Annotated in this window: 11 protein-coding genes; 8 read left to right on the forward strand and 3 right to left on the reverse strand. The window is 69.5% G+C overall.

Annotation, left to right across the window (positions count from 1 at the left end; genetic code table 11):
* Positions 1-3: 3 nt before the first annotated feature.
* The 5 genes from ABKA17_RS38650 to ABKA17_RS38670 all read left to right on the forward strand — a co-directional run bounded on the left by ABKA17_RS38650 (position 4) and on the right by ABKA17_RS38670 (position 6,224).
* Positions 4-2,571 carry an ABC transporter permease gene (locus tag ABKA17_RS38650; RefSeq protein ID WP_353697056.1) on the forward strand — a complete coding sequence of 856 codons (2,568 nt, stop codon included), beginning with the start codon at positions 4-6 and terminating at the stop codon, positions 2,569-2,571.
* A gap of 113 nt (positions 2,572-2,684) precedes the next feature.
* Positions 2,685-3,542, forward strand: coding sequence for an LLM class F420-dependent oxidoreductase (locus ABKA17_RS38655; protein ID WP_353697057.1), 858 nt, complete (start codon positions 2,685-2,687; stop codon positions 3,540-3,542).
* Between the two features lie 162 nt (positions 3,543-3,704).
* Complete coding sequence (locus tag ABKA17_RS38660; RefSeq protein ID WP_353697058.1) at positions 3,705-3,983, forward strand: polyprenyl synthetase; 279 nt, start codon at positions 3,705-3,707, stop codon at positions 3,981-3,983.
* Positions 3,973-5,028 (forward strand): polyprenyl synthetase family protein, encoded by a 1,056-nt coding sequence (locus ABKA17_RS38665; protein WP_353697059.1) that lies wholly within the window; start codon positions 3,973-3,975, stop codon positions 5,026-5,028. Before ABKA17_RS38660 ends, ABKA17_RS38665 begins: the two co-directional genes overlap by 11 nt.
* Before the next feature lie 35 nt (positions 5,029-5,063).
* Positions 5,064-6,224 (forward strand): oxygenase MpaB family protein, encoded by a 1,161-nt coding sequence (locus ABKA17_RS38670; RefSeq protein ID WP_353697060.1) that lies wholly within the window; start codon positions 5,064-5,066, stop codon positions 6,222-6,224.
* 53 nt (positions 6,225-6,277) lie between these two features.
* Here ABKA17_RS38670 and ABKA17_RS38675 read toward each other — a convergent pair whose 3' ends face one another.
* The 3 genes from ABKA17_RS38675 to ABKA17_RS38685 are packed head-to-tail and all read right to left on the reverse strand — an operon-like array spanning position 6,278 to position 11,536.
* Positions 6,278-6,793 carry a hypothetical protein gene (locus ABKA17_RS38675; RefSeq protein WP_353697061.1) on the reverse strand — a complete coding sequence of 172 codons (516 nt, stop codon included), beginning with the start codon at positions 6,791-6,793 and terminating at the stop codon, positions 6,278-6,280.
* Complete coding sequence (locus ABKA17_RS38680; RefSeq protein WP_353697062.1) at positions 6,790-11,217, reverse strand: DUF6531 domain-containing protein; 4,428 nt, start codon at positions 11,215-11,217, stop codon at positions 6,790-6,792. Before ABKA17_RS38680 ends, ABKA17_RS38675 begins: the two co-directional genes overlap by 4 nt.
* A 7-nt stretch (positions 11,218-11,224) precedes the next feature.
* The gene (locus ABKA17_RS38685) at positions 11,225-11,536 is read right to left on the reverse strand and encodes a hypothetical protein (protein ID WP_353697063.1); all 312 of its coding nucleotides are present in this window, start codon (positions 11,534-11,536) and stop codon (positions 11,225-11,227) included.
* Between the two features lie 207 nt (positions 11,537-11,743).
* Between ABKA17_RS38685 and ABKA17_RS38690 the strand changes: the two genes are divergently transcribed.
* The 3 genes from ABKA17_RS38690 to ABKA17_RS38700 all read left to right on the forward strand — a co-directional run bounded on the left by ABKA17_RS38690 (position 11,744) and on the right by ABKA17_RS38700 (position 14,692).
* A complete protein-coding gene (locus tag ABKA17_RS38690; protein ID WP_353697064.1) occupies positions 11,744-12,163 on the forward strand; it encodes a GNAT family N-acetyltransferase in 420 nt (139 codons plus the stop codon).
* 175 nt (positions 12,164-12,338) lie between these two features.
* Positions 12,339-13,682 (forward strand): hemolysin family protein, encoded by a 1,344-nt coding sequence (locus ABKA17_RS38695; RefSeq protein WP_353697065.1) that lies wholly within the window; start codon positions 12,339-12,341, stop codon positions 13,680-13,682.
* On the forward strand, positions 13,679-14,692 hold the full coding sequence (locus tag ABKA17_RS38700) for a hemolysin family protein (protein WP_353697066.1): 1,014 nt from the start codon (positions 13,679-13,681) through the stop codon (positions 14,690-14,692). The genes ABKA17_RS38695 and ABKA17_RS38700 overlap by 4 nt, the downstream gene beginning before the upstream one ends.
* Positions 14,693-14,728 lie beyond the last annotated feature (36 nt).

Consider the following 14,728-nt stretch of genomic DNA (forward strand, 5'->3'; position numbering starts at 1 on the left):
GCCGTGCTGAAGGCGACGCTCCGCAGCTTCCTCGCCCACAAGGGACGGCTGCTGCTGTCCGCGCTGGCCGTCGTCCTGTCCGTGGCCTTCGTCGCGGGCAGCCTGATCTTCTCGGACACGCTCAGCCGTACCTTCGACCGGCTCTTCGCCTCGACCGCGCCGGACGTCACCGTCAGCCCGCGCGAGGAACTCGACGAGGCGATCCCCTCGGGCGTGACGCCCACCCTGCCCGCCTCGCTCCTGGACCGGGTGTCCCGCATCGACGGGGTCGCCGACGCGCGTCTGGAGGCCGAGGTCCAGAACATCACCGTCGCCGACAGCGAGAACGAGGCGGTCGGCTCGACCACCGGTGCCCCCACCATCGGCACCGACTGGAGCCCCGGTCCGCGCAGTCCCGTCGAGCTCACCTCGGGTCACGCCCCGCACGGCGCGGGCGAGGCCCTGCTCGACTCGGAGTCCGCCGACCGCAAGGACCTGAAGATCGGTGACACGCTCAGCGTCATCGGCCCGCAGGGCACCTTCAAGGTCCGGCTCGTCGGTATCGCCACGTTCACCACCACCAACCCCGGGGCGACGCTGCTCTTCCTGGACACCCCGACCGCGCAGAGCAAGCTGCTGGGTGACGCCGACGCGGCGACCGGTATCTCCGTGGACGCGAAGGAGGGCGTCAGCGACGCGCAGTTGAAGCAGCGCGTGGCCGCCGCGATCGGCACCGGCGACTACGAGATCCGGACCGCCGACGAACAGGCGAAGTCCGACGTCGATTCCCTGGGCGGATTCCTCGACGTCATCAAGTACGTCATGCTCGGCTTCGCGGGCATCGCCGTCCTCGTCGGCGTCTTCCTCATCGTCAACACCTTCTCCATGCTGATCGCCCAACGCACCCGTGAGCTCGGCCTGTTGCGGGCCCTGGGCGCCGACCGGCGTCAGGTCCGGCGCTCGGTGCTGACCGAGGCGATGCTGCTCGGCGTGGTCGGCTCGACCCTGGGGCTCGCCACCGGCATCGGGCTCGCCGCCGGGCTCATCGCGCTGATGAACACGCTCGGCATGAACATCAAGTCGAGCGAGATGGTGATCGGTTGGGGCACGCCCGTCGCCGCGTACGTCGTCGGCGTGGGCGTCACCTTCGTGGCGGCGTATCTGCCGGCCCGGCGCGCGGCGGGCGTCTCCCCCATGGCCGCGCTGGCGGACGCCGAGATCGCGGGCGTGGGTCGGCCGCTGAAGACGCGCGCCTGGGTGGGCGGCGTGATCGGGGCGGCCGGGGCGGCGGCGCTGCTGGGCTGCGTGCTGTCGTCGGACACCTCGTCCGCGGCCTCCCTGCTGGGCCTCGGTGTCGTCCTCACCCTCCTCGCCACCGTGATCGCGGGCCCGTTGCTGGTGCGTCCGGTGATCCGGGTCCTCGGTGGGGCGTTCCCCGCGCTGTTCGGCTCGATCGGCCGGATGAGCCAGCGCAACGCCCTGCGCAACCCGCGCCGCACGGGCGCCACCGCGGCCGCGCTCATGGTCGGGCTCGCCCTGGTCGGCGGGATGTCCGTCGCCAGCGCCTCCATGACCAAGTCCTTCGACCAGCAGATCGACGACACCCTGGGCGCCGACTTCGTCATCCAGAACAGCAACTTCGTGCCCTTCCCCAAGGAGGTCTCGGACAAGGTCCGCGCCACGGAAGGCGTGGGGCTCGTGGTCGGCTCGCAGTTCGCCCCGATCGCCGTACGACTGCCGGACGGCGACCGCGTCAAGACGACCGCGGCGGCCTACGACCCGCAGCTCGACGAGGTCGCCAACATCAAGTACGCGCAGGGCGACACGGCGGCCGCGCTGGCCCCCGGGCACATCGCCATGGACGCGGACTTCGCGCGCGACCACGATGTGAAGGTCGGCAGCACGATCCCGGTCGAGTTCCAGACCCGCAAGACGGCCGAGCTGACCGTGGGCGCCCTCACGGACCAGGAGTCCGCCGACGGCTTCGGCACGCAGGGCGGCATCTACTTCGGCCTGGACACGCTGCGCCGGTACGCACCGGGCGGCCAGGACTCCGGGCTCTACGTGAACGCCGCCTCCGGCACCGGGGCGGACACGCTGCGCGCGAACCTGGAGAAGACGCTCGACCCGTATCCGCAGGTCCAGGTGCGGGACATCGCCGACTACAAGGACCTGGTCCACGACCAGATCGCCGTCCTGCTCTATCTCGTGTACGCGCTGCTGGGCCTCGCGATCGTCATCGCGGTGCTCGGCGTGGTCAACACCCTGGCCCTGTCGGTGGTCGAGCGCACCCGGGAGATCGGGCTGCTGCGCGCGATCGGACTCGCCCGGCGACAACTGCGCCGGATGATCCGCCTGGAGTCCGTGGTCATCGCCGTCTTCGGCGCCGTCCTCGGGCTGGCGCTGGGCCTGGTGTGGGGGGTGTGCATCCAGCAGGTACTGGCGTTGCAGGGCATGTCGGCGCTGGCGATCCCCTGGGGCACGATCGTCGCGGTCGTGGTCGGCTCGGCGGTGGTGGGCGTCGTGGCGGCGCTGTTGCCGGCGTTGCGCGCGTCGCGGATGAACGTGTTGGCGGCGATTGCGCACGAGTGAGGGGGCGGCCGGGTGCGGGTGAGGTGGTCGGCACGGGCAGGGGTGAGAGGGGCGGTCGGACGCGGGTAAGGGAATCACCGGGATCCCAAGTCGTCTTCGTCCGAGGAGAGTTCATGGCGCGTCCGTTCCGGTTCGGAGTCAGCCTCATCGACCCGGCTCCCGCCGAGGAGTGGCGGGCCAAGTGCCGCCGGGCCGAGGGGCTCGGCTACGACGTGATCCTGGTCCCCGACCATCTGGACATGCCCGCGCCGTTCCCGGCCCTGGTGGCGGCGGCCGCCGTGACGGAACGGCCGCGGCTCGGCACGTTCGTGCTCAACGCCGGTTTCTGGAACCCCGCGTTGCTGGCCCGCGAGGTGGCGACCACGGCCGCGCTGACGGACGGGCGTCTCGAACTGGGCCTCGGCACCGGGTACGTACAGGCCGAACACGACACGGCCGGGCTGCCCTTCGGCTCGCCACGCGAGCGTGTGGACCATCTCCGGCGCACGGTCGAGGAGTTGGAGCGGCTGCTCGACGACCGGGTGCCGCTGATGATCGGCGGCAACGGCGAACGCATGCTGCGGCTCACCGCCGAGTACGCGGACATCGCGGCGTTCACGGGCGCGCACCTGGTGCCGGGGAACACCGAGGGAAAGCTGGTCCCGTTGGGCAACGAGGACTTCGAGGCACGCCTCGTCCGGTACCGGACGCTGGCGGCGGGCCGCGAGGAGCCGGCCGAGCTGAACCTGCTGATCCAGATGGTGGTCGTCACCGACGACCGGGCGGCGGCCGTGGCACCCCTCGTCGAGCGCGTGCGGGACGCCACCGTGGAAGAGGCCCTGGACCTGCCCATCCTGCTGGTCGGCACCCTGGAACAGATCACCACGCAGGTGCTGGCCCAGCGCGAGAAGTACGGCTTCACCTATCTGACCGTCCTGGAGCCGTACATGGAGGCGTTCGCCCCGGTCGTCGCCGAGCTGAGCGGCAAGTGACCGTCCGCACACCGGAATTCGCCGTACGACCCCAATCCGTACGGTCTAGCGATGTGATCACTCGATCGTGAGTTCACCCGCTCCTGTGTCCGGTCTGTCGCGATGCTGGGACGGACGGAGTGTGACCGGCTCCGACCGGGCGGGCTGTAGTGCGGGAGTGGCATGACGGAAGATGCGGGACGGCGCGGGGGTCTGGACGAGCGGGCGGTGCTGCTGGTCGCCGGGCTGGCGGACCTGGCGGTGAGTACCGCCGGCTCGGTCCTGGGGACCGTGCGGGGGCTGTTCCGCCGCTCGGACGCGGCGGAGCTGGCGACGGCGGCGGAGCGGGACCTGATGGCGCGCGGGCGCCTGGTGATGGACCGGTACACGGCCGCACCGCCGCCGCATCTGGAGGTACTCGCCCGGCACGCGATGGCCCGGAAGGCCGCGGATGACGTCTGACCGGTGGGAACCGGCCGCGTTCAAGGCTCGTGTCGACGAGGTACTGCACCAGGTGGTGGCCCAGGAAGCCGACCGGTTCGCGGCGATCGACGCGGCCCTGAACCCGGTGGCCGAGCAACTGGAAGCGGCGGTCGCGGACGGCAAACGGCTGCGGGCGGCGTTCTGTTACTGGGGCTGGCGCGCGGTGGGGCAGCCGGACAGCGGCGCGCTGGTGCGTGCGGCGGCCTCGATGGAGCTGGTGCATGCCGCCGCCGTCGTGCACGACGACCTCATCGACGACAGCCCGTTGCGGCACGGCAGACCGACCGCGCACATCGCCCTGCGCGATGCCGTGGACGGTCGCCCGCGCGCGGCCGCGGCTGCCAGGTCGCTGGCGATGCTGGTCGGGGACCTGCTGATGTCGCTGGCCGGGCAGCTGTTCGCCACCAGCGGTCTGCCCGCCGCGTATCTGGCGCGGGCCCGCCCGCTGTGGGGGGTGCTGGCCCGTGAGCTGATCGCGGGTGAGTGCCTGGAGATCCTGCGCACCGGAGCGGACCCCGACACCGCGGCGTCGCTGAAGGTGATCCGCTACAAGACCGCCAAGTACACCGTCGAGCAACCCCTGTTGATCGGCGGCGCCCTGGCCGGCGCGGGCGCGCGGCTGCGCGAGGGCTACTCGGCGTACGGGCTGCCGCTGGGCGAGGCGTTCCAGCTCCGGGACGATCTGCTCGGCCTGTTCGGCGACCGGGAACACACGGGCAAGGACAACGCCGACGACGTACGCGGCCACCGGCCCACGACTCTGCTGGCCGAGACCTGGCACCTCGCCGACGACGACGAACGGGAGCACCTGCGCGCCCTCCTGGGCCGCCACGACCTGGCCGACGAGGGCCTGGACGCGGTACGCGCGACGATGCGCCGGGTCGGGGCCCCCGACCGTATCGAGGACATGATCACCGCGCGGGTCGCACAAGCCCTGGACGTTCTGGACCAGTTGGACGTACCGGTACCGGCCGTCGCCGCCCTGACCGCGCTGGCGCACTCGGCGACGGTCCGTCTGTCCTGACCCCACGCTCAGCCGCGCGAGACAAGGAACTCCGCATGAACCCCACCGAGACCTCCATGAACTCCCTGCGGCAGTCCGGCGACGAACTCGCCGACGCCACCGTCGCCGCCCTCTTCGAACGCGGCGAGGTCGGCACGTTCAACACCCTGATGCGCTACGTCTCCACCGCCGGCGCTCCCCTCCCGGACGGGCTGCCCGACGCCGCACGGGAGTACCTGGAAGCCACCCGCACCCCGCCGGCCTGGGTGGACTGGGCGGAGATGGAGAAGGCCCGGCTGTTCTTCATCGACAACAACGTGCACATCTCCACGGCGTTGTCGTTCGCCTCGATGCCGGCCTGTTACGTGGTCCCGCACGTGGCAAAGCTCCTGTCGGCCACGCACGGACTGAAGTACCCCTCCAAACGCATGGCGGAGACCGGCCAGTTCACGGTCTACCTGATGCAGCCCGACGCCTTCGAGGCCGGCGGCCGCTTCATCCCGGCCGCGCAGAAGGTCCGTCTCCTGCACGCCTCGATCCGCCACCACCTGACCCGGGAGAACCGCTGGGACACCGCCGCGCTCGGTACGCCGATCTGTCAGGAGGACATGATCGGCGGGCAGATGTTCTTCTCCCTGCTCGTGCTGGACAGCCTGGACCGCCTCGGCATCCACATGTCCCAGGAGGGCGCGGAAGCCTACTACTACGCCTGGCGCGTCGTCGGTGCCATGCTCGGCGTCGATCAGGAGGCCGTCCCCAAGTCCCTCGAAGAAGCACGCCGGTTCCTCGACCAGTACATGATCCGGCACATGGGGCCCTCGGAGGAGGGCGCGCACCTCACCCGCCAGCTCATCGACCTCTACGAGGAGGTCGTACCCGGCACCCTCTTCGACCCCATCGTCTCCGCGCTGATCCGCCACCTCGTCGGCGACACCTGCTCCGACTGGCTCCAGGTGCCCCGCACCCCCTGGGACACCCTCGTCAAGGCCGTCCCCCACCTCCTGGGCATCCTGGAGACCATCGAGGACCGCTCCCCGCTCGGCGCCTGGGCCCTGGACCGCCTCGGCCACCTCACCAGCGTCCTCGAACTGTCCTCCCTCACTCGCGGCCGCGTCATGCACTACGCCATCCCCGAACAGCTGAAGCAGGACTACGGCATGCCCACCACACTCCCCCGCACCCACCGCTGGACCCCACCGGCCTCATCGATCTCCTGACACCGCGCTCCAACTGGGCGTATTTGCGGTGCCACGGGACCTGTCGGGCCTCCTTATCTCTTCAGCAGGTCCGCCGCGTCCCTCTCGGAGATCTCCATCAATGCCCCCTGTTTATGCGATTCCACATCCGGCACGTAGGGAGGCAGATCCGGGCGCTGTGAGCAGAAAGTGACATGTGCGGTGAGCATGTCGTCATTCAGTCCTCCCTCTGACAGCGAGATATAGCCGAGTACCGGCCAGAGCCCATCAGACGGCACGGACAGCAGAGCCGTGCAGGCGTAACCGAGGGAGCGACGCAACAGTGGTCCGAGCCTCTCGGAGCCCGCGTCCGGGAGGTCGTAGTCCATCATGCCGCGTCCGTTGACAACGGCCTCGAAGTGGACAACGTCATCGAATTCGGCTCGACCGACTCCGGAATAGCCGGAATACAGGGCCCTCAGGAGGCGTGCCTCCTCTTCGAGGGTCCAGCCGGCCTCGACGACCGCGCGAAACTGATCCGGCATGTCCTCCTCCCGGACGCGGATCTCCACCGCTCGCAGGAACTCGGACATCTGGGCGTTGGTTCTCACGGTCTTTTCTCTCCCAGCATTTTCAGCCCCTTGTCGATTCCGGCCTGGAATCCGGGGTGCTTGCCGACTTCTTTCTCGATCGAACGCGGGAGTCCCTCGAATATGCCGGTTTCGAAATTGTACTGGTACTTGGCCGTGAGGTTGCTCTGGTCCTGGAAGTGCAACTGTCCGGCCCGCTGCCCGGGGTTGGGGTTCTCGACGTCGATGCGGTATGGACCGTGGTTCCACATCGTTTTGCTGGTCACCTGGGTGCCGTTGGCGCCGATCATGCCGCTGGGGGCGGCAGCGGGCGGAGGCTCCTTGATCCCGTACAGCTTGCGCATGTCCCGGATGCGCTCGTCGACGACACTCGGGTGGTAGGGGTCGTTGAAGGCCGGCTGCGAGGAGTATCCCTCCCGCAGGTCGGGGCACTTCAGCCCAAGAGGATCGGCCCAGGTGTGAGGGTTGTGGACGTAGGCGACGGGATTCGGCGCCGGTGAGAGTCCGAGGGGGTCGGGAGTGAGGTAGCGGGCGGTCTCAGGGTCGTAGTGGCGGAAATGGTTGTGATGGAGGCCTGTTTCGGGGTCGAAGTACTGTCCGGGGAACCTGAGGGGTGTGTATGCGGTGCCGCCTGAGGCCCAGGCAGTCATGCCCCAGAGGGTGCTGCGGGCGCGCCAGGTGATGTTGCCGGACTCGTCGAGGAGTTCGGTGGGGGTGCCGACGACGTCGGTGACGATGGCGAAGAAGCGCGAGTCGATCTCGTCCTGGGTGCTGTCTCCCCCGAGGATGCGCTCTGTCTGGGCGATGGGGTGCAGGCCCCGGTGGTCCCAGGTGAGGATGGTGGAGTTCGGCGACCGCGGGTCCACGGAGGTCTGTTCACAGAGTGTGGTCCCGTCCCAGGTGAAACGCACCTCCTCGGCAACGGCCCCGTCCTCCGCAAGCAGCCGTTGTTTGGCGATGCGGCGGCCGAGCGGGTCGTAGGCGTAGCGCCAGTGGATTCCGTCCGGCGTGGTGACGGAGATCAGACGGTCCTCGACGTCCCAGGCGTAGCGCCAGGTCTCCGGTTTGCGGGACAAGCGGGTCTTCTGGCGCAGGGTGGTGCGGCCGAGGGGGTCGTGCTCATAGCGAACGCTGCCGGCATGAGTGATACGGGTGCCGACATAGGTACGGGTGCCGGTGGCCTCATGTCCGGGGTGCGTTTCGGGCCACGCTGCCTCGCGCTGGTTGCCCGCCGCGTCGTACGCGTAGCGTTCGGTCCAACCGGCGGCGTGAACTGCGGTGACGCGGCCTGCGGGATCGAGGTCGAAGCGGCGGCTGCCGTTCAACTGGTCTTCTACGCGCACCAGACCGCCGTCGGCCCGGTAGTCGTACTCACGCCGCTGGATGTCACGGCCCGCAGCGTCGGACAACGCCTGCGTGGTCAGCCGGCCTCGGGGGTCGAACCCATTGGCCAGCGTGAGTGTGTCTCCTATGTGGCGGCCCGTTTCGCGGCCCACCGCGTCGTGCTCGAAGCCGATGATGTGCCTGCCCGCAGCGAGTGCGGTGCACTGGCCGGCCCCGTCGTAGCTCCAGGTGCTGGTGGCGCCGCTGGGCGTCGTTCGGCGGACGCGACGACCGAGGACGTCGTGCGTGTAGGTCGTGGTGCGACGGTTCACGGTCTCCGCCGTCACCAGGCCGAGGGCATCGCGTTGCAGTTCCAGCACCGCGTCCGGGCCGACCGCTCGGACCAGCCGGCCTGCGAGGTCGTAGCGGTAGGTGGTGACTGTTTCCCCGGCGTCCTTGCGGATCACCTGGCCCAGTACGTCGCGCTCATACACGACGGTCTGGCCCAGGGCGTTGGTGTGGGAAGTGAGCCGGCCTGCCGGGTCGTAGGTGTAGGTGACGGTCCGCCCGTCGAAGTCCGTCTCGGAGACGAGCCGCCCCACGGGATCGTAGCCGTAATGCCATGTCAGGCCCTGGGGATCGGTGACCTCGGTAAGGCGCCGCTCCGTGTCGAAGGCGAAGCGGTAGCGGGTTCCGTCCGAGGTGGTTCGGGCCGTGGCCAGGTCGAAGTGCGTGTACTCGACATGGGAGACCGCGCCCATGGCATCGATGTAGGAAGTGACGTTGCCTTCGGCGTCGTAGGTCCATGATTCGCTCGTGCCGTCCGGGGCGACCCGGCGGATCAGTTGCCCCTCGACTCCCCGCTCCAGGCGAGTGACAGCGCCCAACGCGTCCGTGGCGGCGACGGTGCGCCCGAACCCGTCACGCTCGAAGCGGGTCACCGAACCGAGCGGATCGGTGACCTCGACGGGCAGTCCGGCCCGGTCGCACCGTATCCGGGTGGTGTGGCCCAGGGCGTCGATCAACATCTTCAGGTGGCCGCTCGCGTCGTACGAGAATCGAGCGGTCGTGCCGATGGGGTCGGTCACGGTGGTGCGGTTGCCGCGTTCGTCGTACTCCTGGCGCCATGTCGCACCATCGGGTCCGGTCACCGTGACGGGCAGGCCGAGATGGTTGTATTCGGCACGCGCCGTGTGGCCGTCGGGGCGCACGATGGTGGTCACCCGGTCGTTCTCGCCGTAGGAGAACCGGGTGGTATGTCCAAGGGGGTCGGTGACCGCCGTCAGCCGGTGCTGAGAGTCCCATTCCTGGTGCGTGGTGTGACCGAGCGCGTCGGTTTCCCGGATGAGGCGCAGCGCTCCGTTGTGCTCGTACCGGGTGGCGTGCCCCAGGGAGTCGACGACCGTGGTGGTGCGGGTGGCATCGTCGTAGGCGAGGGTGCCGGAGAGGAAGCCGTCGCTGCCCTCGGTGCGCACGACCCGCCCTCGATCGTCGTAGGCGTAGGTGTAGAGGGTGTCGTTGCGGTCGGTCCAGGAGGTGATCCGCCCAGCTGCGTCATAGGTGAAACGCATGGGCAGGGTGGAGGAGTTGCCGACCTCGGCGAGGTGCCCGTCGGCGTTGTAGCCGAAGGAGACGAGCGGCGTGCCTGCGGCCTCGGGGCGTTCGGGATCGAGGAGCCGGAAGGCCCTGATCCGGGGCAGGTCGGGATCGTGTTCGATCGCTATGCGACAGCCGCCGGAGTGGACGATCTCCGCCGGACAGCCGTCGGCAGCGTAAGTGACTGTAATTCGCTGCCCGTTGCGGTCTTCGATGAACTGCAATGGCAGGTCGAGAGCTTCTTCATCGGCAACCGGCCACGGAGAGTGGAAGACGTGGGCGAGCCCTGTGTCGGGGTCCGTGAGGCGCAGCGCCCCGTCGACCTCGGTGTCCCAGGACAGGGCGAGGCGGGTACCGGTCTTCGGGTGGACGGGCTCCGCGCTCTCGGGCGCCGGCAGCGGGAAGACCAGGCGGGCGCCGTCGGGGGCGGCATAGACGACACCGTCGTCGTCGGCCTGGAGGCGTTGGTCGAGCACGGAGGCCCACGTCGGGCCGAACCAGCCGCCCCAGCGATAGGAGGAGAGGTGCGTCCTGCTCAGCACCAGTGGAAGCGCCCCGGACAGCTGCACATCCACCTGGGGCAGCAGCATGTCGCCGGTGGCCACGTCGATCGGATCGAGATCACATTTCTTGAACGCCGACCGGATGGACGCGGGCAGCTCATCCAACTCAGAGGGGCGCAGCCTGAGCCTGGACAGGCCCGGACCATCCAGCTTCAACGCCTTGGCCAACTTGGACAGTTCGCTTGGCTTGAGGGCCTTGAGCCCCTTTCCGAGCCCCTTGAACAGAACCCCGGTGCCGACGCCGAGGAGCGCGCCCTCGGTGAGGATGCCTGCCAGTTTCTCGGGATCCCGGAATGCGGCCGGATCCTGCAGCAGCGTGTCGAAGGCGGAGAACTTCATCCCCTCCTTGGCCATCCGGCCGGCCGCCGCGACGCCGCGGATCTCTTTGAGCGCCTTGAGTGCACGCTCCACCGCACGGATGACCTCCATGACGCCGCGGACCGCGGAGGCCAGTGCCGTGCCCTCCTTCTCGATCCGCGCGACGAGCGCCACCACCTTGACCGCTCGCGAACCGGCCATCAGGGAGGAGACGACCGCGGAGGTGCCGCCGGTCAGCACGGACAACGCGAGGCCGGCGATCTCGAACTCGGCGATCTCCGCGACCAGCACGCCCATCTCGGTGAGCAACTCGTGGGCCTGGTCGGCGAAGTCGTCCAGTGCCTTGGCGCCCTCGCGCAGGGCGTCGGCCATGTCAGTAGCCTGTTCACGGGCGGCTTTGGAGCGCTTGTGGAAGGCCTTGGCGGTTTTTCCCTCCCACTCGACGTCCGCCAGGGCCTTGCGGGCGGCCTCTGCCGCGTCGTCCAGGCCGGTGGCCAGGTGCCGCCACTTCTTGGCGACCTCGCGCACGCCGTCCGGATCCACGGCCGGGTCGGTGATCCCGAGGAACTCCAGGCCGCTGGCGAGGTTGTCGCCGAACATGTGATTGAACTTGTTGACGTAGTGCAAGGGGTTGAGGTCGACCACGCTCGGCTCAGCCCTTCTTCGCGCGGGCCGCGACTGTCAGCAGGATGTCGAGCAGGTCGAAGGCATCGGAGACGTCACCCATGAACTTCGCCTCCGTCTCCCACTCCTCCTCCAGATCCCGAGTGAGCTTGGCCAGAGTGGTCATGCCCTCGCGTATCTCCTCCTTGGCGCCCAGCAGCGAGCCCAGGGCCCCCAGGGCGTCCAAGTCGTGCGACTCGGCCTTGAACTCCTGCAACGGTTTCTCCGTGTGCAGCCCCACCGCTCGCAGCCCTACGGCGGCCCTGTGCAGCGAGGCCGCGTCTTTGCCGAGATCCCCCATGAACCCGAACCCCCCGCATTTCGCTATGTGCACATGCCAACCTTGCGACCTTAGGCCGGACAGATTCACGGGAAAGCAAGGCACATACCAAGGATCGACAAAGCGGTCCTGCCCAGCTGCGGAAACAGATGATCGACGCAGTAAGGCGCCGTCGATCTTCAGGGAAACCGGTCGCCCGACAGATGGGCGCTCTGCTTGGCTCACCCCATGAGCGATCTCCACATCCGCCACGCCGCCCTCGCCGACATCGACACCGTGCTGCGGTTCTGGCGCGACGCCGCCGAAGGAACCAGCATCAGTGACGACCACGACGGTATGACCCGGCTCATCACCCGGGACCCCGAGGCCCTGCTGCTCGCGGAACGCGACGACGTGCTCGTCGGAACCGTCATCGCCGGTTTCGACGGATGGCGGTGCTCCGCCTACCGACTCGCCGTACACCCCCACCACCGCCGCCAGGGCATCGCCACCGCCCTCCTGGAAGCAGCCGAACAACGCTTCGCCGCTCTCGGTGGACGGCGTGTCGACGCCATGGTTCTGGAGGCCAACGAACAGGCCCACCACGCCTGGGCCGCGGGCGGCTACCACCGCGAAGACCACTGGCGACGCTGGGTCAAGCCGCTGTAACCTCCGGCCGCCGGGCCCCTCATCGGCCGGGCCCTTTGCCCGTCCTTTACCATTGGGGGACCACTCGGTCCTCCAATGAAAGGTGTGAGCGTCCGCCCATGGGCGAGCCTCCCAGTAGTACGCGAGATCGCGCGATCCCCCGCACCCTGTCCGATCATGGGACGGAGGTGACCCGATGACCGAAGTGCTCCTCCTGCTCGTGGCGATCCTGCTCTCGCTGGCCTGCGGTGCCTTCGTCGCCGCGGAGTTCTCCCTGACCACGGTCGAGCGGGGCGCCCTGGAAAGGGCCGCCGAGCGCGGCGAGCGGGGCGCGTCGGGCGCCCTGAAGGCCGTGCGCAACCTGACCTTCCAGCTCTCCGGGGCGCAGCTCGGCATCACCGTCACCAACCTGGTGGTCGGCATGCTCTCCGAGCCGTCGATCGCCAAGCTGATCGCCGGTCCCCTGGAGTCCCTCGGCATATCGAGCTCGGCGGCCTCGTCCGTCGCACTGGTGCTCGGTACCGCCCTGTCGACGGTCGTCCTGATGGTCGTGGGCGAGCTGGTGCCGAAGAACTGGGCGATCTCCTCGCCCCTGGCCGTGGCCAAGCGGGTGGGCAACGCGCAGCGCTGGTTCAGTGCCGCCTTCCGCCCGTTCATCACGCACCTCAACAACACGGCGAACCGCATCGTGCGGCTCTTCGGCGTGGAGCCCACCGAGGAGCTGGCCGCCGCGCGCGGACCGCAGGAGCTCGCGGCGCTTGCCCGGCACTCCGCCAAGGAGGGCGCGCTGGAGGCCGACACCGCCGAACTCTTCGTACGGACCCTGAACCTCGCCGATCTGACCGCGGAGAACGTGATGACTCCGCGCGTCCAGGTCATCGCCCTCGACGCCCAGGCGACCTGCGAGGACGTCGCGAACGCAACGCGCGCGACGGGGCTGTCCCGGTTCCCGGTCTACCGCGGCAACCTGGACTCGGTCGTGGGCACCGCGCACATCAAGGACGTCCTGGCGGTCCCGGCCGAGCGGCGGGCCCGGGTGCCCGTGTCCGAGCTGATGCGCGAGCCGCTGCTCGTCCCCGAGTCGCTGACCGTGGACCGGCTGCTCGACCGGCTCTCCGGCAAGCGCACGATGGCCGTGGTGATCGACGAGTACGGCGGTACGGCCGGGGTGGCCACGCTGGAGGACATCGTCGAGGAGGTCGTCGGCGAGGTCCGTGACGAGCACGACCCGCACGAGACCCCCGACCTCGCCCCGGCCGGGACCGACGACGAGGGCCGCGTGCTGTACTCCGCCGACGGCTCGACGCGTATCGACCAGCTCGCGCGCGTGGCGCTGCGGGCGCCCGAGGGGCCGTACGAGACGCTGGCCGGTCTCGTGGCGACCGAGCTCGGCCGGATCCCGGTCGTCGGCGACACGGTGGAGGTCGTCGGCTGGCGGCTGGACGTGGTCGACGCCTCGGGGCGCAGGGCCGCGCGCGTGCTGCTGCACGCGCCGCTCGACGATCCGTCCGCATCGCTCGAAGGGGAGGCCGGGAAATGACCGCGATCCAACTGCTGATCGGTCTGGCGACCCTCGTCGTCAACGCCTTCTTCGTGGGCGCCGAGTTCGCGCTGATCTCCGTGCGGCGTTCGCAGATCGAGCCGTACGCCGAAGAGGGCGACCGGCGTGCCAAGAGTGTGCTGTGGGGTCTGGAGCACGTGTCCGCGCTGATGGCGGCGGCGCAGCTCGGCATCACCCTGTGCACCCTGATCCTCGGTGTGGTCGCCGAGCCGGCGATCGCGCATCTGCTGGAGCCGGTGTTCCACGCGCTCGGTGTGCCGCAGGGCGCCGGGCACGCGGTGTCGTTCGTGATCGCGCTGACCGCGGCCACGTATCTGCACATGCTGCTCGGCGAGATGGTGCCGAAGAACATCGCGCTCGCGGAGCCGGTGCGCAGCGCGCTGGTGCTCGGCCCGCCGCTGGTCACGCTGTCCCGGGGGCTGCGCCCGGTGATCTTCGCGATCAACGCCTTCGCGAACACGCTGCTGAAGCTGCTGCGGGTCGAGACCAAGGACGAGGTCGCGGCGACCTTCTCGGACGCCGAGCTGGCCCGGCTGGTGAAGGACTCCGACGAGGCGGGCCTGATCGACGACCGGACCCGGGAGCGGCTGCACGACGCCCTGGAACTGGGCCGCAGGCCGGTCCGGGACGTGGTGCTCCCGCTGGAACGGGTCGTCTACGCGCGCGTGGGCGTCACTCCGGAGCAGTTGGAGCGCCTGTCGGCCGAGTCCGGGTTCTCCCGCTTCCCGGTGGTGGACGACGGCAGGCGCCTCTTCGGCTACCTCCACGTGAAGGACGCCCTGGACGCCTCCCCGCGGGATCTGCCGTTCCAGGTGCGGGACATGCGGCCCATCGCGCGCGTACGGGAGAACACGCCACTGGACGACGTGCTCACGGCCATGCGGGGCAGCCGTACGCATCTCGCGGCGGTGCTCGGTGACGACGGGCGGCTGGCGGGGCTGGTGACGATGGAGGACGTGCTGCGGGAGCTGTTCGGGCAGCGCGCGTAGCCCCGGGCGACCGGGGTGGCCAGGTGACTGGATCGA

Origin of the sequence: Streptomyces sp. RG80 (assembly GCF_040446465.1) — a bacterium.
In the GTDB taxonomy this organism is placed as follows: Bacteria; Actinomycetota; Actinomycetes; order Streptomycetales; family Streptomycetaceae; genus Streptomyces.

Bases quoted from the DNA above. Each gene is read 5' to 3' on its own strand.
- ABKA17_RS38655 (WP_353697057.1), top strand. From the start codon at position 2,685: ATGGCGCGTCCGTTCCGGTTCGGAGTCAGCCTCATCGACCCGGCTCCC.
- ABKA17_RS38660 (WP_353697058.1), top strand. From the start codon at position 3,705: ATGACGGAAGATGCGGGACGGCGCGGGGGTCTGGACGAGCGGGCGGTG.
- ABKA17_RS38665 (WP_353697059.1), top strand. From the start codon at position 3,973: ATGACGTCTGACCGGTGGGAACCGGCCGCGTTCAAGGCTCGTGTCGAC.
- ABKA17_RS38670 (WP_353697060.1), top strand. From the start codon at position 5,064: ATGAACCCCACCGAGACCTCCATGAACTCCCTGCGGCAGTCCGGCGAC.
- ABKA17_RS38685 (WP_353697063.1), bottom strand. From the start codon at position 11,536: ATGGGGGATCTCGGCAAAGACGCGGCCTCGCTGCACAGGGCCGCCGTA.
- ABKA17_RS38690 (WP_353697064.1), top strand. From the start codon at position 11,744: ATGAGCGATCTCCACATCCGCCACGCCGCCCTCGCCGACATCGACACC.
- ABKA17_RS38695 (WP_353697065.1), top strand. From the start codon at position 12,339: ATGACCGAAGTGCTCCTCCTGCTCGTGGCGATCCTGCTCTCGCTGGCC.
- ABKA17_RS38700 (WP_353697066.1), top strand. From the start codon at position 13,679: ATGACCGCGATCCAACTGCTGATCGGTCTGGCGACCCTCGTCGTCAAC.